The 19,511-nt window shown below is 65.3% G+C and carries 33 protein-coding genes; 17 read left to right on the top strand and 16 right to left on the bottom strand.

Going from position 1 to position 19,511, the window contains the following annotated elements:
• Positions 1–290: 290 nt before the first annotated feature.
• Together H5399_RS03560 and H5399_RS03555 are read right to left on the bottom strand one after the other, a co-directional pair.
• On the bottom strand, positions 291–911 hold the full coding sequence (locus tag H5399_RS03560) for a response regulator transcription factor (RefSeq protein WP_182781621.1): 621 nt from the start codon (positions 909–911) through the stop codon (positions 291–293).
• A 5-nt stretch (positions 912–916) separates the two neighbouring features.
• Positions 917–2,023: a histidine kinase gene (locus H5399_RS03555; RefSeq protein WP_182781620.1), complete on the bottom strand. Its 1,107-nt coding sequence runs from the start codon at positions 2,021–2,023 to the stop codon at positions 917–919.
• A 134-nt stretch (positions 2,024–2,157) separates the two neighbouring features.
• On the opposite strand from H5399_RS03555, the gene H5399_RS17840 reads away from it, so the two are divergent.
• The 8 genes from H5399_RS17840 to H5399_RS03525 all read left to right on the top strand — a co-directional run bounded on the left by H5399_RS17840 (position 2,158) and on the right by H5399_RS03525 (position 8,466).
• On the top strand, positions 2,158–2,283 hold the full coding sequence (locus H5399_RS17840; protein WP_255421948.1) for a hypothetical protein: 126 nt from the start codon (positions 2,158–2,160) through the stop codon (positions 2,281–2,283).
• A 637-nt stretch (positions 2,284–2,920) separates the two neighbouring features.
• Complete coding sequence (locus H5399_RS03550; RefSeq protein WP_182781619.1) at positions 2,921–3,472, top strand: hypothetical protein; 552 nt, start codon at positions 2,921–2,923, stop codon at positions 3,470–3,472.
• A 49-nt stretch (positions 3,473–3,521) separates the two neighbouring features.
• Positions 3,522–4,625, top strand: coding sequence for a peptidoglycan-binding domain-containing protein (locus tag H5399_RS17525; protein ID WP_220490753.1), 1,104 nt, complete (start codon positions 3,522–3,524; stop codon positions 4,623–4,625).
• A complete protein-coding gene (locus H5399_RS17520) occupies positions 4,622–5,269 on the top strand; it encodes an ABC transporter ATP-binding protein (protein WP_220490751.1) in 648 nt (215 codons plus the stop codon). The genes H5399_RS17525 and H5399_RS17520 overlap by 4 nt, the downstream gene beginning before the upstream one ends.
• A complete protein-coding gene (locus tag H5399_RS03540) occupies positions 5,266–6,360 on the top strand; it encodes an ABC transporter permease (protein WP_182781617.1) in 1,095 nt (364 codons plus the stop codon). Before H5399_RS17520 ends, H5399_RS03540 begins: the two co-directional genes overlap by 4 nt.
• 775 nt (positions 6,361–7,135) lie before the next feature.
• A complete protein-coding gene (locus tag H5399_RS03535) occupies positions 7,136–7,474 on the top strand; it encodes a hypothetical protein (protein ID WP_182781616.1) in 339 nt (112 codons plus the stop codon).
• 60 nt (positions 7,475–7,534) lie between these two features.
• Positions 7,535–7,933, top strand: a complete 399-nt coding sequence (locus H5399_RS03530) for a hypothetical protein (RefSeq protein WP_182781615.1) — start codon at positions 7,535–7,537, stop codon at positions 7,931–7,933.
• Between the two features lie 221 nt (positions 7,934–8,154).
• Positions 8,155–8,466: a hypothetical protein gene (locus H5399_RS03525; protein ID WP_182781614.1), complete on the top strand. Its 312-nt coding sequence runs from the start codon at positions 8,155–8,157 to the stop codon at positions 8,464–8,466.
• A 319-nt stretch (positions 8,467–8,785) separates the two neighbouring features.
• On the opposite strand, the gene H5399_RS03520 is transcribed toward H5399_RS03525, so the two are convergent.
• The gene (locus tag H5399_RS03520) at positions 8,786–9,022 is read right to left on the bottom strand and encodes a helix-turn-helix transcriptional regulator (RefSeq protein ID WP_220490749.1); all 237 of its coding nucleotides are present in this window, start codon (positions 9,020–9,022) and stop codon (positions 8,786–8,788) included.
• Positions 9,023–9,257: 235 nt separating this feature from the next.
• Here H5399_RS03520 and H5399_RS03515 point away from each other — a divergent pair, with 235 nt between their 5' ends.
• On the top strand, positions 9,258–9,803 hold the full coding sequence (locus H5399_RS03515) for a hypothetical protein (protein ID WP_182781613.1): 546 nt from the start codon (positions 9,258–9,260) through the stop codon (positions 9,801–9,803).
• Between the two features lie 64 nt (positions 9,804–9,867).
• Here H5399_RS03515 and H5399_RS03510 read toward each other — a convergent pair whose 3' ends face one another.
• Complete coding sequence (locus H5399_RS03510; RefSeq protein WP_182781612.1) at positions 9,868–10,278, bottom strand: hypothetical protein; 411 nt, start codon at positions 10,276–10,278, stop codon at positions 9,868–9,870.
• A gap of 175 nt (positions 10,279–10,453) precedes the next feature.
• On the opposite strand from H5399_RS03510, the gene H5399_RS03505 reads away from it, so the two are divergent.
• The 3 genes from H5399_RS03505 to H5399_RS03495 all read left to right on the top strand — a co-directional run bounded on the left by H5399_RS03505 (position 10,454) and on the right by H5399_RS03495 (position 12,597).
• Positions 10,454–10,999, top strand: coding sequence for a sigma-70 family RNA polymerase sigma factor (locus tag H5399_RS03505; protein WP_182781611.1), 546 nt, complete (start codon positions 10,454–10,456; stop codon positions 10,997–10,999).
• Complete coding sequence (locus tag H5399_RS03500; protein WP_182781610.1) at positions 10,992–11,969, top strand: hypothetical protein; 978 nt, start codon at positions 10,992–10,994, stop codon at positions 11,967–11,969. Before H5399_RS03505 ends, H5399_RS03500 begins: the two co-directional genes overlap by 8 nt.
• A 385-nt stretch (positions 11,970–12,354) precedes the next feature.
• Positions 12,355–12,597, top strand: a complete 243-nt coding sequence (locus H5399_RS03495) for a hypothetical protein (protein ID WP_182781609.1) — start codon at positions 12,355–12,357, stop codon at positions 12,595–12,597.
• A gap of 168 nt (positions 12,598–12,765) precedes the next feature.
• On the opposite strand, the gene H5399_RS03490 is transcribed toward H5399_RS03495, so the two are convergent.
• From H5399_RS03490 to H5399_RS03460, 8 genes are all read right to left on the bottom strand, one after another.
• Positions 12,766–13,008: a toxin gene (locus tag H5399_RS03490; RefSeq protein WP_182781608.1), complete on the bottom strand. Its 243-nt coding sequence runs from the start codon at positions 13,006–13,008 to the stop codon at positions 12,766–12,768.
• On the bottom strand, positions 13,005–13,238 hold the full coding sequence (locus H5399_RS03485; protein WP_182781607.1) for a CopG family transcriptional regulator: 234 nt from the start codon (positions 13,236–13,238) through the stop codon (positions 13,005–13,007). The genes H5399_RS03490 and H5399_RS03485 overlap by 4 nt, the downstream gene beginning before the upstream one ends.
• A complete protein-coding gene (locus H5399_RS17515; RefSeq protein WP_220490747.1) occupies positions 13,232–13,822 on the bottom strand; it encodes a tyrosine-type recombinase/integrase in 591 nt (196 codons plus the stop codon). The genes H5399_RS03485 and H5399_RS17515 overlap by 7 nt, the downstream gene beginning before the upstream one ends.
• 16 nt (positions 13,823–13,838) lie before the next feature.
• Positions 13,839–14,195 (bottom strand): phage integrase N-terminal SAM-like domain-containing protein, encoded by a 357-nt coding sequence (locus H5399_RS17510; RefSeq protein WP_220490745.1) that lies wholly within the window; start codon positions 14,193–14,195, stop codon positions 13,839–13,841.
• Positions 14,196–14,271: 76 nt separating this feature from the next.
• A complete protein-coding gene (locus H5399_RS03475) occupies positions 14,272–14,553 on the bottom strand; it encodes a HigA family addiction module antitoxin (protein ID WP_220490743.1) in 282 nt (93 codons plus the stop codon).
• Between the two features lie 22 nt (positions 14,554–14,575).
• Positions 14,576–14,854 (bottom strand): type II toxin-antitoxin system RelE/ParE family toxin, encoded by a 279-nt coding sequence (locus H5399_RS03470; RefSeq protein ID WP_129459402.1) that lies wholly within the window; start codon positions 14,852–14,854, stop codon positions 14,576–14,578.
• A 72-nt stretch (positions 14,855–14,926) separates the two neighbouring features.
• Positions 14,927–15,319, bottom strand: a complete 393-nt coding sequence (locus tag H5399_RS03465; protein ID WP_182781606.1) for a type II toxin-antitoxin system VapC family toxin — start codon at positions 15,317–15,319, stop codon at positions 14,927–14,929.
• Entirely contained in the window at positions 15,316–15,543 is a 228-nt protein-coding gene (locus tag H5399_RS03460; RefSeq protein ID WP_182781605.1) for an antitoxin, read from the bottom strand. The genes H5399_RS03465 and H5399_RS03460 overlap by 4 nt, the downstream gene beginning before the upstream one ends.
• 214 nt (positions 15,544–15,757) lie before the next feature.
• Here H5399_RS03460 and H5399_RS03455 point away from each other — a divergent pair, with 214 nt between their 5' ends.
• Entirely contained in the window at positions 15,758–16,303 is a 546-nt protein-coding gene (locus tag H5399_RS03455) for a hypothetical protein (RefSeq protein WP_182781604.1), read from the top strand.
• 158 nt (positions 16,304–16,461) lie between these two features.
• Here H5399_RS03455 and H5399_RS03450 read toward each other — a convergent pair whose 3' ends face one another.
• Complete coding sequence (locus H5399_RS03450) at positions 16,462–17,160, bottom strand: MBL fold metallo-hydrolase (protein WP_182781603.1); 699 nt, start codon at positions 17,158–17,160, stop codon at positions 16,462–16,464.
• A gap of 249 nt (positions 17,161–17,409) precedes the next feature.
• Between H5399_RS03450 and H5399_RS03445 the strand changes: the two genes are divergently transcribed.
• The 4 genes from H5399_RS03445 to H5399_RS03430 are packed head-to-tail and all read left to right on the top strand — an operon-like array spanning position 17,410 to position 18,534.
• Complete coding sequence (locus H5399_RS03445) at positions 17,410–17,613, top strand: CopG family transcriptional regulator (RefSeq protein WP_182781602.1); 204 nt, start codon at positions 17,410–17,412, stop codon at positions 17,611–17,613.
• Entirely contained in the window at positions 17,610–17,972 is a 363-nt protein-coding gene (locus H5399_RS03440; RefSeq protein ID WP_182781601.1) for a type II toxin-antitoxin system death-on-curing family toxin, read from the top strand. Before H5399_RS03445 ends, H5399_RS03440 begins: the two co-directional genes overlap by 4 nt.
• The gene (locus H5399_RS03435) at positions 17,963–18,259 is read left to right on the top strand and encodes a hypothetical protein (protein WP_220489046.1); all 297 of its coding nucleotides are present in this window, start codon (positions 17,963–17,965) and stop codon (positions 18,257–18,259) included. The genes H5399_RS03440 and H5399_RS03435 overlap by 10 nt, the downstream gene beginning before the upstream one ends.
• 5 nt (positions 18,260–18,264) lie before the next feature.
• Positions 18,265–18,534 carry a hypothetical protein gene (locus H5399_RS03430; protein WP_255421946.1) on the top strand — a complete coding sequence of 90 codons (270 nt, stop codon included), beginning with the start codon at positions 18,265–18,267 and terminating at the stop codon, positions 18,532–18,534.
• 39 nt (positions 18,535–18,573) lie between these two features.
• Here the strand turns inward: H5399_RS03430 and H5399_RS03425 are convergent, their stop codons facing one another.
• The 3 genes from H5399_RS03425 to H5399_RS03415 all read right to left on the bottom strand — a co-directional run bounded on the left by H5399_RS03425 (position 18,574) and on the right by H5399_RS03415 (position 19,500).
• Positions 18,574–18,816, bottom strand: a complete 243-nt coding sequence (locus H5399_RS03425) for a toxin (RefSeq protein WP_182781599.1) — start codon at positions 18,814–18,816, stop codon at positions 18,574–18,576.
• A complete protein-coding gene (locus H5399_RS03420) occupies positions 18,813–18,935 on the bottom strand; it encodes a ribbon-helix-helix protein, CopG family (RefSeq protein WP_255421945.1) in 123 nt (40 codons plus the stop codon). Before H5399_RS03420 ends, H5399_RS03425 begins: the two co-directional genes overlap by 4 nt.
• Positions 18,936–19,278: 343 nt before the next feature.
• Positions 19,279–19,500, bottom strand: coding sequence for a hypothetical protein (locus tag H5399_RS03415; RefSeq protein ID WP_182781597.1), 222 nt, complete (start codon positions 19,498–19,500; stop codon positions 19,279–19,281).
• Between the last annotated feature and the right edge of the window lie 11 nt (positions 19,501–19,511).

Raw genomic sequence — 19,511 nt, 5'->3', positions numbered from 1 at the left:
GGGGCTGTGCCGTGTCAAGGTGGTTTCGGAGCCCACCAAACATCCTGCGGCTACAACGCTGACAACCAAAGCCCGAAGCCCCATGAGCCCCAACTCCTTCGATCGAGTGGGGACGGCGGAAGTCGCCCCACAAACAGACCCTGCACGATCCGGGAGATGATTCGCGGGACAACCGCAGAACGCGGATCGAAAGTACCTGGACACGGTACAGAAGTGCCGTGAATCAGGCCGGTGTGCTCCTTGTGCATCACGGTTGCGATCCGCGCCATCCACTGCAGGCCGGCACTCTCCTACCGCCCGAGGTCCAGGTCTCGGAGCTTGGCCATGAGTTGGGGGCGCGAGTGGACGTCCAGGCGTTTCATGAGCGCCGCGACACGCTTCTTCAGCCCGGACTGGGACATGCCAACACGCGGAGCAATCTGCGCGTATGTCTGGCCGGTCATCACCTCGGTCACGATTCTCCGTTCGTCGGCGGTGAGTTGGGGAGCCTCGCCCCGGGGGCGGGGCGAGGCGGCGTCGCGTGACCGGGGGATGATGACCGCGGCTTGCGGAGACTGAACCTGGAACCCCGCTGCTGCGGCCCGGACAGCGGTGTGGAGTCGATCCGGCTGTTCGTCCTTGAAAAGGTAGCCCGAGGCTCCTGACCGGTACGCCTCGGAGACCGTCTCCGAGGTGGAGGCTGTCAGGATCAGCACGCGGGGCGGATCCGTGCCAGCAGTCAGGACGGCACACGCCTGGATACCGGTCATCTCCGGCATGCGTTGGTCCATCAGCCACACATCAACCGGCTCATCGACAGCGATGGCTTCTTCCCCGGAACGGCAGACCGCGACCACGACGAGGTCGTCCGCGCGGCCGATGACATCGGCGACCAGCCGAAGGACCAGCGGATCGTCATCACAGACGCCCACCCTGATCATGCGACGCCACTGCGGGTGTCCTGCACGAGCGGAAGACTGGCCTCAAGTACCCACACGCCGTGGGAAAGGCCAGCCGACACCAAGCCCCCTCGCGCCCGCGCCTGGTTCCCCATGCTCTCCAGCCCCAGCCCCGAGTGGCCGCCCGCTGCCCCGGCGCGGGGTGTGTTGGTCACCGCGAAATCAAGGGCATCGTCGGTGGCCTCGACCATGATCAAGCACGGCCCGTCGGGGTTCCCGTGCTTGGCCACGTTGTGCAGCGCCTCCAGCATGATCCGGCCCGCCGCGTGATCCACCGCGGTGCGGAGTGGAGCGTCCACCTCGATGCTCACCCGAACCTCGAACCCGAGCCTCTCCAACTCAGCACGCCCCACATCCACCGCCATAGACAAACCCGTGTCCCGCTCAGGGGCTGCGGGCCGACCCCCCAGCAGCTGCATGGTTCGACGGATCGCGACACTCGCCTCGCGCGCCATCTGCGCCATCGACTCCAACTGCTCCGGAGTGGCCGAACCCGCCACAACGGCAGCATCCGCCTGCATGGCCAGAACAGCAAGATTCCGTGCGGTCGAATCATGCAGGTCCCGGGCCAGGTCAAGAGCACGCTCCTGGTAGTCACGGTGCACGCGCTCCTCGGCTACCCTCGCGAGCGCGCGACCCGCGAACCCGACCGCCCACACCAGCCCGTACGTGAACAGCCAGGTGATCGTGATCCCGATCAGGTCCCTGTCGTCCGGGTGAACCCGATAACTCACCCACCACCCCGCGGCACCCCCGATTGCCGTCGCAGCACCCGCCAGTCCGATCCGGCCAAGCCGGATCGCCGTCACGGTCGGCAGCGCGCACAGATACAGAGCCATTCCCGAACCGTCAGGATCCAGCCAGAGAACGACAGCCAGCCCGGGCAGCAGAAGGCCGATCCCCAACCCCAGCCAGCGCAGAGCGACAAGCGCCAACACCAGCGCCAACACATCCGCCGCCAATGCAGACACAGAGATCCGGCCGCCCACGAACGCAAACAACGAAGCCGCAATCATCAGCAGCGCGACGGCTGACTCAGCCCCACCCCACGCCAGCAGGCGATTCACCACCATTGCACGCTTCACGAGCACCCACCCTAGGACGCCCACAACTCCGACACCCGCAAGAAGGATCTTTCGTACCCAATCCGGGCACGAATGAACCCACCCACACCCCACGGGCACCTACGTCCACCGGGACCCCTGTCTACTTGGGCAGCATGCCGATCATGGTCTCGCTCCTCGCATTGCTGCTCCTCATCGTCGCCCCCGCCGAGGCGCCCCCGCGCCCCGACGCCGAGGCCCGGGACATCTGCACGGTCTTCCCCTGGTACCCGGGCTGCTGACCGAGGTCAGCCCTCAAACGCTGAGAGAAGCCATGCCCATATGAGTGATACTCGCGCACCTGAAGGAGATCATGCAGGGCCCAGCATTCAAAGGTTCACGAAGGTACTTAAGTACCCTGAGGCGTGCAGCCGCCTATTGAAGCAGTCGACCCACGTGTTAGTGTCCGACACATGCATAGAAGACACTTCGCGACGGCATTGACATTCATCGCCGCTCTCTCACTGTCCGTGGCTGCACCACTGTCCGCCGGTGCCGCGACGGAATCAGGAATCACACCGACGTGTGTTGCCGGGGCGCGGCCTCTTGTGCGGGGAGAGCAGACGAGTCTCAATATCCTCCGTGTCGACATGCCCAGTGGCACAATTCGTCACAACAACGCGACAAAATACTACCTCGCCTATCAGCATCCAACCATGACCCGCGCTTCATGGTACGCGTCGTCCATCTCCTTGAAGGACTCAGGAACGTATGGTATTTGCGCGCCGGTCTAGTTCGATCGCAGCTGCGCTGCTGGCAGTTCTTGGTATCTGCGGATGTGTTGCGCAGGAACCGGTTGCTGCCGCTTCCAGCTCGTCGGCGCCCGTCTTCGACCGCAATGAGCCTTGGGCGCCTTATCAGAGCATCACTCTCCCGCCGATGACAATGGAGCAGAAGCTGGAGTTCCGGCAGCAGTGGCTCGATGCGGAGTGGCAATCCGTTGTGCAGCAATGGCCAGAGCTGGCAGAAGAGGATGCACGACCGACGGTGGAACTGGTCTCGTTCGGGGATCCCCTCGGCGGAGATGAATTCTTGGCACAGTGTTTCACAGATGCTGGATACCCGGCCGTCGCGGAGGAGGGTGGAGTCAGTTTCCCGGGCGGGGTCCAGGCGTCGCCACAGTACGGCCTGGCACATTACGTCTGCTACTCGAAATTCACGCCGGATCCGCTGATGCTTCGCGATTGGAACGATGATCAACTCGGTCTCCTGTGGGAGTATCTGACTCAGTGGCGCAATCCTTGCCTGGAATCCTTTGGGCTTGTCACCAGTGAAGGTCCCGACCGCGCGTCGTTTATCAACGAGTTTTTCACAGACGGCTCCGAAGCCCGCGCTTGGGCATTCAGCGACCCCACCATCGGATCCGACAACCGAGACGACATTCTAGCGGCGTGCCCCTCGCTCCCCCGGGAACACTTCTATGGCTCCTGACATCGCCACATCCGACACGGCTCCGCCAGGTCCGCCTCGCCGATGGCCAGTGATTCTGGTCGGTGCCCTGCTGCTGGCCACCGCGGCCTTCTGGGCGGGAAGGGTCACCCTGACTCCGCCGCCCGGGTTACTTGAGACTGCGGACGAGGATCTAGTGGTCACGGTGACCGAGCGCACGATCGGCCAAACCCTCGACTACGGTGCCCGAACATCCCGCGCATCCCGAACCATCGCCACCAACGCTCTGGCTGGGGTCGTCACGGCGGCGCCGGACCAGCCGGTGGCTGTCCGCGCCGTCGGCGACGTGCTCTACGAAGTGGGGGGCATTCCAGTGCGCATCGTCGAAGGAGAGGTACCCTTCCACCGCGATCTGTCCCTGGGCATGGCCGGCCGGGACGTGGAGCAGCTGGAGGGCGCGCTCGTCGCTCTGAAATACCTCGACGTGGCAGACTCCACCTTCGACGAGGCCACCGGCCGCGGCGTGTCCGAGTGGCAGCGCAACCTCGGCGTCGCCCCTACAGGAATGGTGGGCCTCGGAGAGCTGGTCGCCGCCGACTCACTGCCCGCCGGCGTTGTGGTCGACGCGCAACAGGTCTGGGCGGGGGCGGTGCTGGGCGGCGGCGAGGTGGCCGTCTCGATGACGACAGGCGACCCGCAGTTCATCCTCCCGTTGTCACCCGGACAGATGAGCCTGGTCCCAGCGGACGCGCCGATGACGGTCGAGGGTCTCGGGCACAGCTGGCCCGCGGTATGGGGGTCGAGCCGGCCCAACGACGAGCTGGGCGCGGGCGAACTCGTGACGCTGACCAGCCCGGACGGCGGGCCGGTGTGCGGAGACGACTGCGACGCCGTGCCAGCCGAGCAAACGTGGGTGACGGTGCACATCGAAGTCATCCCCAGGACCACCGGCCCCACGCTCCCGGTGGCCGCCGTCTCTACCGACGCCACCGGGCAGGCCTGGGTGACCGTGGTCGACGGCAACGCGCGCGAACGCAGACCCGTGACGGTCAGCAGGTCGCACGCGGGGCTCGCCGTCGTCGAGGGAGTCGAGGTAGGCGAGTCCGTACAGGCCCTCGCCTCGGCCGACGTCACACCCGAGGCGTCAGCCACAGCGACGTCCTCCCCGAGGCCGTCACCGAGCGAGACTCCGTGACATCGGTGCTCTCCGTGTCCGGGCTGCGGTTCACCTACCCGAGGGGACGCGAGCCGGTCCTCGTCGACGTGTCGGCCGAGTTCGACGCCGGCGAGTCGGTTGCGCTGACGGGCCCCAGCGGACGCGGGAAGTCCACCCTCCTCTACCTACTCGGGCTGCTGCTCACGCCGGACGAGGGTGAGGTGGAAGTGCACGGACGGCCCACCTCCACGCTCAACGACGCCCAGCGCTCCACCATGCGCGCCCGCCACATGGGCTTCGTGTTCCAGGACGCTGAGCTCGACCCCGCCCGCACCGTCCTGGATTCAGTGGTTGAACCCGCCCTGTACGCCGGCCACCGCAGGAGGGATGTCATCGCCAGAGCGGGAGAACTGCTCGGCGCGTTCGGCGTGGAAGCCCGGGCTGATCACCTCCCGGGGCAGATCAGCGGCGGCCAGGCGCAGCGGGTGGCGCTGTGCCGGGCGCTGATGAACCGCCCCACGATCCTGCTGGCGGACGAGCCCACTGGCAACCTCGACCGCACCAACGCGGAGAACGTCTTGGACCGCCTCGTCGGGGCCGCCAAGGACGAGTCCGTGGCCCTGATCATCGCCACGCACGACCCCTTCGTCATCTCCCGGGTCGACAGGGTGATCGAGCTGTGAGGGCGGTCTCGCTCCTCCGGGAGGCCGTTGCCTCCGCGATGGCTGCCCGGGTCCCCACGATCCTCATCCTGCTGGCTGCGGCCGCAATGACCTTCGCCGCAGCCGCCACCTCCGGGCGCGGGGCGGCCCTGCAGGAGCAGTTGGAGCAGCGCATTGAGGACGCCGGCGCCCGCGTGATTGCGGTCACCGACCAGGGCTCCGATGGGTTCCTCACCCCCGAAGCGGTCAGCGTCATCGCGGACCTTTCCAGCGTCGACACCGTCGCAGCAGTGACCAAGGCGTCCACGGTCACCAACGCCGCCCTCGGCTGGGGCGGGCCGACGGTGAGCGCCTGGGGCCTCGTCGGCACCAGCCCCGACGACGTGGTCGCTCTCCGCGCCGGCCGTTGGCCGGAGCCTGGTGAGGCGATCGTCTCGGCCACCTCGGGCGCCACCCTCAGGATGGAGGCTCCGTCCGGGGCATTGATCACGAGGGACAACCACACCTACGCCGTCGTCGGCACCTACGACGCGGCAGCCCCGTTCGACTGGCTCCGCGACGGCGCCATCTACGTCTCCGCGACACCCGGGGTTGGTGAGCAGGCACGAGTCATCGTCGACGATGTGGGTCAACTGGGCCCCACCGAACGCGGTCTCCGGAGGTTGCTGGCGCCCACCGACCCCGCGAACCTGGGCCTCTCCTCCCCACGGGACCTCGCCGAGACCTCCCAACTGGTGGGCGGGGACGTCCGGTTGGCCGGCTACGAGACCACCCTCATCGTCCTGCTCGTCGGCGCGCTGTTCGTGGGCGCCGTCGCCCTGGCCGACGTGCTCATCCGGCAACGCGACCTCGGCCGGCGGCGAGCCCTCGGCATCACCCGCGTCGACCTCATGAGCCTGATCGTTCTTCGCGCCGCGCTGTCCACCACCGCCGGCGCGGTGCTGGGCATCGTCGCGGTAACGGCCTTCGGCATGGCCACGGAAACCATCGCTCCGCTCGGGCATACCGCCGCCACCGCCACCCTCGTGGTCGTGGCGGCCCTCGTCGCGACGGTGCCCGCAGGCACGGTGGCCGCACACCGCGACCCCGTGGCGGTACTCCGAACGGCCTGACCAGCCGCGGATGTTGTGGGATCCGATCCCTGGCCCCGCCTGCCCGCCGGACCCAGCTGGGACCTACCTCAACCCGTGCCCTGACGCGTCCTGGCCGACGAGCAGGACGTGACCGTGGGTCGACCCGCCAGTCCGCGCGCCTGGATCACCGCATACGCCACCGCTGGCACCGCGGCAGGGGAAACCAGCGGACCGCCGCCAGCCCCGTCGACGCGGACCCGCCCACCAAGGCACCACCATCCGCTACCGGCGAGCTCAATGGCACGACACCCGCTGAGAGAAGGCCGTGCGCAGGTAACGTGATGCGCACGGTGCGCAGGCGAAGGAGGCCAGGAGTGGTGCGATTCATCCTCGAACTGATCATCGGCGTCGCAGTGGCCGCGATCGTCACCGCGGCCGTCATGGTCACGATGTTCTACCTCGGCCCCTGGGCCGATCCGCCCGGGATGGACGAACTCTGGTGGCTGCTGTCGACCGCAGCGGCCCTACTCGCGTCCTGGCGATGGTGGGCACGCCGATACAAGTGGACGAGCCTGGGGGCGCCACGTCATCGGCCTCAGTCGCGGCGAGCTCACAGCGGTCGGCTACCCCGGCCGGGACAGGCCCCGAGGACACGCCCATCGTCGTTGTCCCGGTGGAGCCCTCTGAGTCATCCGGGGTGACCGCTGAGCCCGGTCGGTCCGAGCCGGTTCCCGACGCGGCGCTGGCTGCTCAGATGGTATGCGAGCCGATCAGCCGTGCGACGCGTCTGAGCCATGAATCACGGTGGGGGCCTGTGGACTGGGACGAGGCCGTGCAGATCGCGGTGGGTGAAGGACTGACCGCGGGAATCAACTGGTGGGTCGTCGTGGCAACCCCCGACGGCGTCACGGGCCGCGCCCGGCTCACCAACGCCGACAGCCTGGATGACCCTGCGGACGCGGAATGGCTGATCGCATCGGGCTGGCAGGCCTACACCGGCGAAGGCATGGCCTCCAACGACTCCTTCTACTGGCAGTACTTCCCCCACGTGAAATGGGACGCTGCCGGCCATCAGCGCCTCCACGCCGCCGTCGCGAAGGGCTTCGAATGTCTCGACCTCGAATACCCTGAACCCGACCCGTTGAACCGTTGACCACCGGGCAGAGCGACCATCCGCGGCGGGGTGGACCCCTCTGTGGAGTACCTTCGCGGTATGGAGAGCATGATTCGCAACACCAGGATATGGATTCTGGTGCTTCTCGCGATCGCCGGACTGGCGATCGTCCCCAGCTCGGCGTTCGCGGAGACACGGGCGTCCTGGTGCGGTTCGTACTGGTTCCGGGATTTACCCGTGAAGCTCAGAATCGTCAACTGCTCAGTCATGACTCCGAGCGCCAAGTACACCTCCTCGGTTCAGACAATCGGCTACGTGGCAGCGGTGGGTCAGTCCCCGTACTGGATGAGAGTCGAGTTGCGAACCTCTGCCAACGTCCTCGTGGGTACCACATCTGGTGCCGGCCAGATCGAGGTTGCAGATGTCACTGCCTCGCACAAGGCCGTGTGCCAAAACGCCTCCGGATACTCGAATGCCATTCAATGCGGCGTTGTCTGAGCGTTTGCGTCGCCCTGGCGCTGCTGCCGACCGGATGTGTGCCACCCCCGTCCAGCCATTCCGACGTGGCGACATTCTCGGCTGTCAGCACCAGCACTGAGGTCTTACCGGCACTGTCCAGTCGATTTGAGAGGCACCTTGGTCCGGAATTTCAGGCCTTCTCTCCGAGCGGCCCACCGGGGATTGACGCCTACATCGCCACCGGCAATGGGCGGGTGTGCGTGGGCATCATCCACGACCAGGTGGCCACATCATGCAACGAGCTGAACTCGCCCGACCAGACCTTCTCGATACTGTCGGTGGAGGTTCCCGGGAGAACCTCGCTAACGCTCGTCGCCGCTCCTGATGGCTACACCGCCGGCAGCATCGGTGCTCTCGAGTGCCGCGTTGAGTCCAATACATTGATGCTTCTCAATGCCGACCTTTCCGAGGAACTCGTTCTGACAGGACCGGGGATGAGAACGTGGCGATTCGCCGGTCAGGTCATGGCCGACGAGTCAGCCACAGAGGGCGCATGCTTTGTGAGCCGGTGATCCCCTCCTCTCCGAGAGGACTGGTGGACTTTGGCGCTATCGCCACGGCAGCCTGGACCGAGCGTCCGGGATGGACGAACTCTGGACGCTGCTGGCGCCCAGGGGGCTCCCGTGCGCGTCCTGGCGACGGTGGGCACGCCAACGAACTCCTTGACACGCGAGCTCCACCCAACGCGGATGAGCAGAAATGCGGCTCCTGGTGCCGAGGCCATCACCACGACATGGGATTCTATCAATCCAGTCGCACCCGAGACGATCTTCAACATTCAAACGACCCGGATCAACCCCTGAACCTGATCAAGGTGACCAAGACGGCGCCTCATCGATTCACAGAATCGGCTGAGTCGCCGTCCTCATCAGCGATGAACTCAAGGATCTCACCCGGCTGGCAATCGAGCACCCGACACATCGCCTCAAGGGTGGAAAACCGCACAGCCTTCGCCCGGCCATTCTTCAAAACCGATACATTCGCCGCGGTGATCCCCACCGCCTCCGCGAGCCCCTGAACCGATAGTCCCCTGTCCACCAAGAGATAGTCCAGTCTCACCCGGATCATCAGATTGGACCGTCCACGTCCTAACGCCGCATGCGCGCCTGGGGACGACGCTCAGGAAACTGACGTCCGCCTGAGGCACAGGCACTGAACCCCGACTGACGGCCAACGCACATACCCAACGCGGCAATTGAGGGCGGTCGTACTCGGGGACACCGGAGCCGAAGGCTACCCTCGCACACCGCGGCATGAGAGTAAGCCTGTCGGTGGTGAACCCCGTCCGGTCTACAGTCTCGTCATGGGCAACAAGGGCACGGCATGGATCGCATGGAGCCTGCTCACCGCAGCCAGCACTGCGGGCTGCGCCGTTGGCCCGTCTCTGGAGGTGCCTGACAACAGCACCCGAATCTGCCAATCCACACTCGCTGGCGACACCGACTACTGGTTCGGCGTGCCGATCACGAACACGAGCCCACACGCAATCACGCTCAAGTCCGTACAGGTCGGCGAGCATGACCACGTCAAACTCAGCGACGTGGTGGTCGTACCTCCGATAAGACTCGAAGACGGCACAACCCTGGGGTTCGGAGTCACCCATGACCCAGCGGCCCAGAACGCCGCCCTATGGGCCGGACGCCAACCCGTCGCCGCATACCTGATACCTCCAACCGCCACAGTGAGCCTGGCCATCGCATTGCGACCGGAGGCAGCGGACACAGGAAGCGCCGCCAGCCAAGTGGTCACCTACCGCGTCGACGGAGAGCCGCGCGATAGGACTGCGACATCGCGTCTCACCCTGGTCCTGGCGAGCGACTGCCCAGCCGCGCTGGAAGAAGACTCGTAAAGAGACTCCCGCCTTCATCTGCGACGCGCAGGATGCGGCAAATGCGCGCATTCTGCAGGGGGTCTCAGTTCGCGAGGAAGATGTCGTGTTCCGCGCATTCTGCGGGGACCGTGACACCGCCCGCGAGGAAGTCGCCTGCCTCAACGTTTCGCGACGAATGCTCCAGGACGAAACCTCCAGCGACAAGCACCTCGTCGCCAAGACGGTAAGTCCCCACGGTGGGGATCCGGATCGTCAACGGCTGGTCCTGGACAACCTGAGTACCGTGCGGCCACACGATGACCGAGCCACCCGCTCCAAGGCAACCGCCAACCACTTCCAGCGTCCCTCCACCTTGAGCGGCCATTCCACCGTCGGCGCGTTCCGACACCAAGACGGAGACGTCACCGGACTGGACGACCTCCCCTTGCCCACCGCACGCCGCCAGACCAGGCACCATCAGAACCGTCAGCCCCACCCTCGCCAGATATCTCACATCCCGCCCCCCTTTCATGCGGCCGCATCTGCGCTCAGTATGCCGGGGCATCAATCCAGGCATCGGCCGTGCGGGCTAGACGAGGATGGGACGATGGGGAACCGCCGCGGGAACGGACAGTGAACAGATTGCGGTCCCGTTGTGACGCGCGGACCGGATCCGGGAAGTACCAGATGTGAGCCGCTACCAGCCTTCCGACCATGAGCGCCTCGAAGATCTCTTCGAGCTCCACTCGAGGGCGGTTCGCGCATACGCCATCCGCCGGATCGGACCCCATGCCGCAGACGACATCGTGAGCGAGGTGTTCACCACCGCGTGGCGCCGCCTGGGGGACGTCCCCGATCCTGCGCTGCCCTGGCTGTTCAGGGTGGCCCACCACACGATCCTCCACGAACGGCGCTCCCTGGCCAGGCGCATGAGGGTACGCGACGCAGTCGCCGATGACCCGCCGCGTCACCACCCGGCGCCCGAACACAGTAGCCGGGCTCTAGCTGAGAGCGTGTTAGCCCAGCTGCCGGACCTCGACGCGGAGATCCTGCGACTGACGGCCTGGGAAGGCTTGACGCCCACCGAGATCGCCGTCGTTCTCGACCTCAGCGGCTCAGCCACCCGCAACCGCCTGATGCGCGCCCGCCGACGCGCTCAGCAACTGCTCTCCGACGACCACACCTCACTGCCTCTGGCCGTCGTCCCCGCACCACAAGGAGCCCACCATGCGTGACATCGAAACCCTCCTGCGCGAAACCGACCCCGCAGCCCACACCCCCGCCTACAGTCAGGACGAACGTCGCCGCCTCCTCACCCAGGCACTCACCGCCCCCACCCCGAGACGGAGCCACAAGTGGCGCATCGCCGCGGTCGCCGCGGCCAGCGCACTCGTCGTCGGCCTGGGGCTCTTCCAACCCCCAGGCACCGGCGCAACAGCACAAGCCCAGGAAGTCCTCACCGAGGCAGCCATCAACGCCGTCGACGAACCCACCGAACCGGGGCAATACTGGAAGATCGTCAACCAAGGCGAGACACTGCTCATCGACAATGCGGCAACCTGCCTCGTGAGCTTCACAGACACCATGTACGTCTCCGTGGACGGAACTGAACCCACCTGGTACGACCGAACTCAACGCGAGCTCGCCCAGGTACTCCACGGTGACGGGTGCCGGGTCGACGGCCCACCCGAGGCGTGGGCCGGAGACCTCGGACCCAACGACCTACCGGCCTCGTGGCAATCACCCTCCATGCGGTTCTTCGCGGAACTCCCCCGCGACCCCGATGCGCTGCTCGAACGCCTCCAAGCCGACACGGAAGACCGGGGCCGCGGGAAAGACCACGCCGTCCACGTCTACGTCGCCGACGTACTGCGCTCCGGTATCGTCCCCGCGGACCTACGCAGCTCACTCTTCGAAGTCCTGAAGAAGCTCCCCACCGTGGAAGTCACCAGCCAGCGCGTGATGGACGGAATCGACGTCACCGTGATCGGCGCGAAGGACATCTACGGCGCCACCAGCGAACTCATCATCGACCCCGCCCGCGGCCAAGTGGTCGGAGAGATCTGGCGGCACCCCGACGAAGAGCTTGAGTCCGTCGAGACGCTACACCGACAACTGGTCGACGATATCCCGCTGGAACTACAAGAACGCGCCGACCGATGCCAGTACCAAGTACACGACAACGGCTCAGTGGGCTGCCAGTAGACACCCTCGCAGCAGCCCTCCACATCCTGCGGCCCCACCCGAAGAAGGTCAACACACCATCGTGCAAGGCATCGAGTCGATCCATCCCAACCAAACGACCGACACCCTTCGCCTCGACTCACATCCCAAGCCATCCCAGCGGAACCCGGCAGCGGGATTCCGATGAACCCCACGCCGCGCCGCTGGCCCACGGTCCTGCCGGCATTCCTGGCCACAGTGATCGTGGCGGCTCTTGCTACGTGGCAGTTCACGAGTAGCGACCACTCCGTTTCCGACCCGGCCCCGGCAACCCCGAGCACCATGAGCGAGTGTGCGCGAGCAGGTCCGACCCAACCGCACCGGTCAGCACCTTCACACAGGCCGTCCCCGATGGCATCCTCGGAAGATGACCGTCTCGCCACTGCCCCGGCGCGGGATCGCACTTGAAGGACGCGACCGTCCTGGCCGTGTGCTGCGCGTCTCGTCTCATCCCGAGACCGGCAGGACGATCCTGTCCATCTGGGAGGACAACACCTGCCGTGCCACGGTGCGACTCTCGCCTGCAGACGTCGCCGAACTCATCGGAGCACTCGCGAGCTCCATCGCAGAAGCGAGCCAGCTCAAGGAGTTCGGGAACAACGTCAGCTGACGCCCCCGCACCCACTCGCCCCCTGAACAGCTGTACATGCCTCGCGGTTGCTTGAGAGGCCCGACGACGACCCTTGCAAGGGTTCGCTGTAACTCCATGCCGAACTGTGTGCCAAGGTCCCCGGCTCAACGCACGAGGCGCGGCATGAGCGAGCATCGATCGGTCAGCTCAGGGCAGGAGGTCCCAATACTGCTTGCGCGCAGGCATGGCATGAATGACCATCTCCTCACCACTCTCGAAGACCAGGACCACGGTCTCGAGTAGACGAGCCTGGGTGTCGAAGCCGAGTCGCAGTTCTCGTTGCGGCCAGCCGTCCTCGTCAAGCGGCTCAATCCACAGGGACAAGTCGGCGGCCTGAACCGCGTCCTCGGGCAGGACCCCATGCTTGCCTGCGCTGCGGTGTACCTTCACGCGGCGTAGCCGGCAAGCGCGCGCCGGATCGCTTCAGAGCGTGACACATTGTCACGCTCGGCCAGCGCGTCCAATGCCGTGATTTCCTCGGCCGTCAGGCGTACCGCGATGACCTGCATCGGCTCGGCACCGCGCCCGGGACGGCCACGGCCGCGACGCTTCAACTCCGCAACGTCGTAGCCGGCTTCGGCCTCATTCGTCCATTGTCGGATCTGCTCTTCACTCACCATACAAATATCGTATAACGGAATCTGCAGCCGCGAAAGAGCCCCGCAGTCAGGTCCCGGAGGCCATGTAGGCGGCGGGGATGTAGTTGGGGATGCCCGTCGAGGTTCCTGCGGGCACGGTCGTAGCGCATGGTGGTTCTTTGGTCGGCGTGGCGGGCGGCGATCTGGACGTCACGTAGGTCGACTCCGGCATCGAGCATCGTGGTGACGAAGGTGTGCCGCAACATGTGCGGGTGCATCCGCGGAAGCTGGATCGCGGCGGAGTTGTCGAGGTGCTTCAGCCGCCGGGTGGCAGCGTGACGGTCCATCCGTGAGCCACAACGGTTGAGCAGAATCGGCCCCTCCGCTCGTCCCGCGACGGCACGTTCGATCGCCCGCTGAACAGCCGGCGCCAGTGGAGTGAGAACAACCTTGCCGTGAACCCTCAGCACGCGATGGCCATGCTCCTCTCCCAGCTCCTCGACGTTGGCGCCGCATGCTTCGAAGATCCGGAGCCCAAGCAGCCCCAGCATCACCAGAGCGAAGTCATTGACATTGGCAGACAGCCGGGAAGCGCTGAGCAAGGCTTCGAACTGAAGATGGGACAAGCCCAGAGTCGGGGACTCAGCCGGCACGTTCGGGCGCCGCAAGTAGTCCGCCGGTGAAGGCAGCGATCACCTGGTCAATGACACAGGTCCGGTAGAAGCCCGCTATCACAGAGACACGCCGGCTCACGGTCGAGGGCTGGAAGTGACGGACTTCTTGCATCCAGCGCACGTACAACTCGACCTGAGCGCGGCTCGCACCCAGGGGGTCGACACACCGCTCGCGGCACCACACCAAGAAGCTACGCAGGTCCGACTCGGTATGGACGCGGGTCTGCCCACGGTAGCGGGCGAGGTAGGCGGCGACTGCCCTCACCAGAGGATCGGTCGCAGCATCGAGGAGGACCGGGAACAAGATGGGCTCAAGACTGGTCATACATGATGCTGCGCTCACCCCGACCACAACGCCAGAGGCAGCATCTTCGAACTGGCTGCGGCATTTGCGGATGTTGTCAGGCGACGGGGTCGAGCCTGCGGACGGTGGGTAATCCGGCGGCACGCTCGGCCGCGAGGTCAAAAGCCGACTGCAGGGCCAGCCAAACGCGGGCGGTACCGACGCCTGCTCCCTCCAGTCGAACAGCAAGGTTGGGGCTCACGCGGGCATGGCCGTGCAGGACTCGGCTCAACGTCACCCGGGAGATCCCGAGCCGGGACGCGGCCTCCCCAACACTCAGCCCGAGATCGGCCAGCACGTCCTCGCGAAGGATCTCGCCGGGATGGACCGGGGTCCTCATCACCATGTTGTCCACCTCCTGATCAGTGGTAGTCCTGATAGTCGACGAGTTCGACGTCGCTCTCAACGAAGCGGAACGTCACTCGCCAGTTGCCGTTCACCCAGATCGACCAGTGCCCGGCCAGGTCTCCTTTGAGGGGGTGGGTCCGAAACGACGGGATCGCGAGGTCGTCGGGGGTCTGTGCCACGTCCAGAAGCGACAAGATGCGAAGCAACTTGGGGATGTGAGTCGCTTGAACACCCTTCTTCGAACCGTCGCGATACAGCCGCTCCAGACCCTTGTGCCGGAAGCTGACGATCACAAAAAGCATCGTATCGCGTAGCGCTACACGATACAAGCCCCACCCACGCCGTCAACGACCACCAGCGGCAGATCAGTGCGTTCGGTGGAGCAGGTGAACCTTGGCGTGGTGGCCGCCGCGGTCGAGCTTCGCGTCACAGGTGTACAGCGGTGCGTCCAGCGCCTCTGCCAGAGCGAGGTACGCGGCGTCGTAGCTCGTGTACTGGTGACGCAACTGCCAGATCCGATCAGCCAATGGTGAGACCTCGTAGCGATTGATGACGAACGCGAAGTGGTCGCGACGAACCTCCTCCGCGACAGCAGGATCGAGTTTGCCGCCCAGGAGCAAGCCCCGGAGTACGGACAACACCTCGACGTCGAGCAGGTGCGGTGCGTGCACGTCGCCGGTGAGAGCATCCAGCAACTCGTCGGCCACCTCGCTGCCGATCAGCGCCTCGACCATCGCGGAGGCGTCTAGCACGATCACCGGCGGCCCGCCTGCACGGCAGCGACGATGTCGTCGGAACTGGGCCCACTGGAGCGATCCCGCGCCCTGAGCCGAGCAACGATCTGCTCGTTCGTGGGCCGTGCGGCGATCTTGGCCAACTCTGCGGCGACGTAGGCCGACAACGACATACCTTCCGACGCCGCCCGCTCCTTCAAGGTAGCGGCGACATCGTCGGAGACGTCACGGATATACAGGGTCGTCATGACAACATGCTAGCACTCTGCAAGCACGCTCAGTCAACACGCGGGTCCCTCACAAGAGGATCGGTCGCAGCATCGAGGAGAGGACAAGGAACAAGATGGGCTCAAGATTGGTCATACGTGATGCTGCGCTCACCCCGACCACAACGCCAGAGGCAGCATCTTCGAACGGGCTGCGGCATGAGGGTGCGAGAGTCTGCATGGCAGACTGGTCGAGGTGACGAATGTTCGCCCCGCAGAAGATGCGGCGCCTGCTCAATGGCTGTTTCAGCCTGGTGCTGATTGGTGGGAGCTCGTTCGTTACGGGCCGCCGGGCTTTGACGTGTACGTGCGGATTGCGTTCCCGGAGGACGATGCCGGCGACGCCGTTCGCGCAGCTCTGGCCATCCTTGCCTCGTGCACATCCACGGCAGGCAAAGGCTACGCGGCGGTTTGGGAGGGGTGGGGCGGAAATCCGCCCGCACCTGCAGCACCACGCTTGAACATTCCCAACCGAGAGATGCTGCTCTTCACTGGTCCCATCGAAGTGTTAAGGGATGCACCAGCCCTAGCCTGGGACGAGCCAGGAATCCACGTCGCCCCTCATCTCGCATGGCCTGAGGACAAGGCCTGGTGTCTCGCATGCGAAGTCGACGAGGAGATCGAGTTCACCGTCGGATGCTCTCTCGTCGTGGCACACGTCCTTGCCAACGCCTTCCCGGAAAGGACCCGACAGGTGGCATACGGCGCCGAGCTTCCGTTGTACCGAGACCAGCTTGAGTAAGTCCGTCTGCGGCACCACCTTTTGGTCAGGTGCGGACGACTGAGAGCTGGCCGCCCATAGGGGTTGCCGTCCATTGAGAGGCGCGAGCCTGGCGGCGGTGAAGGCACCCTTGGGGTTGTTGAGTTCAAGCACTTACCAGCACCTAGTAATTGCAGGAATCAACCGAATCGCCGGCCCGGTATCGGTAGTTCGCTCAACGGGAACGGTTTGCCGTGCCCTGGGTAGAGGGTCTCGACGCCGAGGCCGCTCAGCTTGCGGATGCTCTCGTGCGCTTGGGCCAAGTCGTCTATGTAGTAGTGGAGTGAAGGTCTCATCACGTTCACGAGCAGGTCCCCACAGAACAGGACCCCACCGCCCGCAAGGATACCGATTGATCCGCTCGAGTGACCCGAAAGATGCACAACCCGCGCATCGAGCCCATAGGCCGAGAGGTCCTGCTCATCCTCCAGGAGTACGTCCGGCTCGAAGGCTTCGAAGTCCACACCCGTCCTGGTGATTTTGTACAGCAGCCCAGAAGCCCATGTCAGGAACCGAAACGCGAGAGTGTGCCTGTCGGGCTTGTCCGTCCGGCCGGCGGTCATGTCTCCGCTCCGGACTATCTCGGCATCTTGGCGATGAATCGCAATGGGGGCATGGTAAGTACTGCGCAGATGTGCACAGTTGCCCGCATGATCGACATCCCCGTGGGTCAGGACAATGAGGCGCAGATCGTCAGGCCCACAACCTGCTGCAGCAAGTTCGGCGTCGAGCTTGTCCCGCTTGTTCGGGAAGCTCGTGTCGATGAGAACGTAGCCGCCCTCAACATCAATGAGATAGCAGTTCACGCCGAAGTCGATCCTGCGGATGCTGCCGACCATGCTGTCCCCCCGGTCTCGGCGAGCCGCACCTTCCGGACCCGCGACACCCACGCTACGCCTCACAGGCCCGGAAGACCGAGACGAGACCGGACCCACAGCCGTCCTTGACTAACGGGGGCCGAATCCGGGCGAGCGTATCCGCCCTCAGCGCGGTAATTGAGGGCGGTCGTGCCCGGCGACACCGAAGCCGAAGGCTACCCTCGCACACCGCGGCATGATCGCGAGATACCACACTGGTATCATGACGGCATGGCAATGACACTCCGGCTGGAACCTGAGGACGAGAAGGCCCTCGCGCTGCTCGCCGAGGCAGAGGGTGTGAGCAAGCAGGAAGCCACAGTGCGCGCTATCCGGGAAGCCGCCGCACGACGGCTCCGCGAGGATAAGGTGCGGCTCCTCTCCACTGCGGCTCGGACCCGCTACGCAGACCTGCTCGACCGGTTGGGCCAGTGATCGAGTACCTCACCCTCGAGGACATCTTGTCGTTGGTGGAGGACCTTGGAGTCGGCCCCGTTCGCGACATCGGACTGCTCGACTCCGCGGTCCACCGCCCGCGTGTGAGCGTCTTCGGCCGGGATGCGTACCCCGGCGTCGATGACAAGGCTGCCGTGCTCCTGGAATCGTTGGTCGGCAACCATGGCCTGGTCGATGGGAACAAGCGTCTCGGCTGGCTGTCGCTGGTGGTGTTCTACGGACTCAATGGCATCGATTTGGACGCGCCTGACGACGAGGCGTACGACCTGGTCATCGCGGTCGCCAGCGGGACCGCGACGTACCAGGAGGCATCGGCGCGCCTCGCGTCTTGGCACTGACCACCACCAGCACATCCGGATATTCCCGGGCACTTGACCTGCATGCTCGCAAGTTATCTTGGGACGATGGACGATCCAGTCTTCGCACCGTCCGCGGCGGGCATGGACTTGGTGAAGCTGAGATCCTCCACGCCGACCGCAACCCGGTCCGGATCTGGGATCTCGGCGACGGGTTCATCATGATCGTGGGTCCCAACCAGTCCGCGATCTTCTTGGAGGTCGGCTATGTCGATGGCGATCACGTCATCGTCCACGCAATGAAAACCCGCGAGAAATTCCTGGGGTGATGACCATGCCACGCACTGTTGACGAGATCCTGCAGCACGCCGACGAGCTGGCGGCGCGCTTCGAGTTCCACGAACCCAATCCCGACGACGCGCCCGACGCCGGTGCAGTTGCCCTGCTCCGAGCAGCGGTGGCGGAGAGATCCGAGGCCGAGCGCCACGTGATTGATGCCATCCGCGCAGCCCGCGAAGCCGGCATGCCATGGTCGGCGATCGGCGCTTTCGTCGGCACCAGCGGAGAGGCCGCCCGCCAGCGCTACGCAAGCAAGGTCGCCTGACGCACCAGGCGCGGCATGAGCGAGCATTGATCGGTCAGCTCAGGGCAGGAGGTCCCAATACTGCTTCTGCCCAGGCATGGCATGAATGACCATCTCCTCACCACTCGCGAAGACCAGGACCACGGTCTCGAGTAGACGAGCTTGGGTGTCGAAGCCGAGTCGCAGTTCTCGTTGCGGCCAGCCGTCATCGTCAAGCGGCTCAATCCACAGGGACCAGTCGGCGGCCTGCACCGCGTCCTCGGGCAGGACCCCGTGCTTGCCTGCGCTGCGGTGTACCTTCACGCGGCGTAGCCAGCAAGCGCGCGCCGGATCGCTTCAGAGCGTGACACATTGTCACGCTCGGCCAGCGCATCCAATGCCGTGAATTCCTCGGCTGTCAGGCGTACCGCGATGACCTGCATCGGCTCGGCACCGCGCCCGGGACGGCCACGGCCGCGACGCTTCAACTCCGCAACGTCGTAGCCGGCTTCGGCCTCATTCGTCCATTGGGCAGGAAGTCCGTCACTTCCAGCCCTCGACCGTGAGCCGGCGTGTCTCTGTGATGGCGGGCTTCTACCGCACCTGTGTCATTGACCAGGTGATCGCTGCTTCACCGGCGGACTACGTGCGGCGCCCGAACGTGCCGGCTGAGTCTCCGACTCTGGGTTTGTCTCATCTTCAGTTCGAAGCCTTGCTCAGCGCTTCCCGGCTGTCTGTCAACGTCAATGACTTCGCTCTGGTGGTGATGCTGGGGCTGCTCTTCACTCAGCACATCCAGCGCACGTACAACTCGACCTGGGCGCGGCTCGCCCCCAGGGGGTCGACACCCCGCTCGCGGCACCACACCAGGAAGCTACGCAGGTCCGACTCGGTATGGACGCGCGTCTGCCCACGGTAGCGGGCGAGGTAGGCGGCGACTGCCCTCACCAGAGGATCGGTCGCTGCATCGAGGAGGACCGGGAACAACATGGGCTCAAGACTGGTCATACATGATGCTG

It is taken from the genome of Tessaracoccus sp. MC1627 (assembly GCF_014164725.1).
In the GTDB taxonomy this organism is placed as follows: Bacteria; Actinomycetota; Actinomycetes; order Propionibacteriales; family Propionibacteriaceae; genus Arachnia.
This window is presented reverse-complemented; position numbering and strand designations above follow the sequence as displayed.

Bases quoted from the DNA above. Each gene is read 5' to 3' on its own strand.
- H5399_RS03520 (WP_220490749.1), bottom strand. From the start codon at position 9,022: ATGATCCGGGTGAGACTGGACTATCTCTTGGTGGACAGGGGACTATCG.
- H5399_RS03530 (WP_182781615.1), top strand. From the start codon at position 7,535: ATGGAGAGCATGATTCGCAACACCAGGATATGGATTCTGGTGCTTCTC.
- H5399_RS03420 (WP_255421945.1), bottom strand. From the start codon at position 18,935: ATGCAGGTCATCGCGGTACGCCTGACAGCCGAGGAATTCACGGCATTG.
- H5399_RS03515 (WP_182781613.1), top strand. From the start codon at position 9,258: ATGGGCAACAAGGGCACGGCATGGATCGCATGGAGCCTGCTCACCGCA.
- H5399_RS03460 (WP_182781605.1), bottom strand. From the start codon at position 15,543: ATGACGACCCTGTATATCCGTGACGTCTCCGACGATGTCGCCGCTACC.
- H5399_RS03500 (WP_182781610.1), top strand. From the start codon at position 10,992: ATGCGTGACATCGAAACCCTCCTGCGCGAAACCGACCCCGCAGCCCAC.
- H5399_RS03445 (WP_182781602.1), top strand. From the start codon at position 17,410: ATGGCAATGACACTCCGGCTGGAACCTGAGGACGAGAAGGCCCTCGCG.
- H5399_RS03450 (WP_182781603.1), bottom strand. From the start codon at position 17,160: ATGGTCGGCAGCATCCGCAGGATCGACTTCGGCGTGAACTGCTATCTC.
- H5399_RS03550 (WP_182781619.1), top strand. From the start codon at position 2,921: ATGACAATGGAGCAGAAGCTGGAGTTCCGGCAGCAGTGGCTCGATGCG.
- H5399_RS17840 (WP_255421948.1), top strand. From the start codon at position 2,158: ATGCCGATCATGGTCTCGCTCCTCGCATTGCTGCTCCTCATCGTCGCC.
- H5399_RS03430 (WP_255421946.1), top strand. From the start codon at position 18,265: ATGCCACGCACTGTTGACGAGATCCTGCAGCACGCCGACGAGCTGGCG.
- H5399_RS03475 (WP_220490743.1), bottom strand. From the start codon at position 14,553: ATGAGGACCCCGGTCCATCCCGGCGAGATCCTTCGCGAGGACGTGCTG.
- H5399_RS03415 (WP_182781597.1), bottom strand. From the start codon at position 19,500: ATGACCAGTCTTGAGCCCATGTTGTTCCCGGTCCTCCTCGATGCAGCG.
- H5399_RS17510 (WP_220490745.1), bottom strand. From the start codon at position 14,195: ATGACCAGTCTTGAGCCCATCTTGTTCCCGGTCCTCCTCGATGCTGCG.
- H5399_RS03485 (WP_182781607.1), bottom strand. From the start codon at position 13,238: ATGGTGAGTGAAGAGCAGATCCGACAATGGACGAATGAGGCCGAAGCC.
- H5399_RS03495 (WP_182781609.1), top strand. From the start codon at position 12,355: ATGACCGTCTCGCCACTGCCCCGGCGCGGGATCGCACTTGAAGGACGC.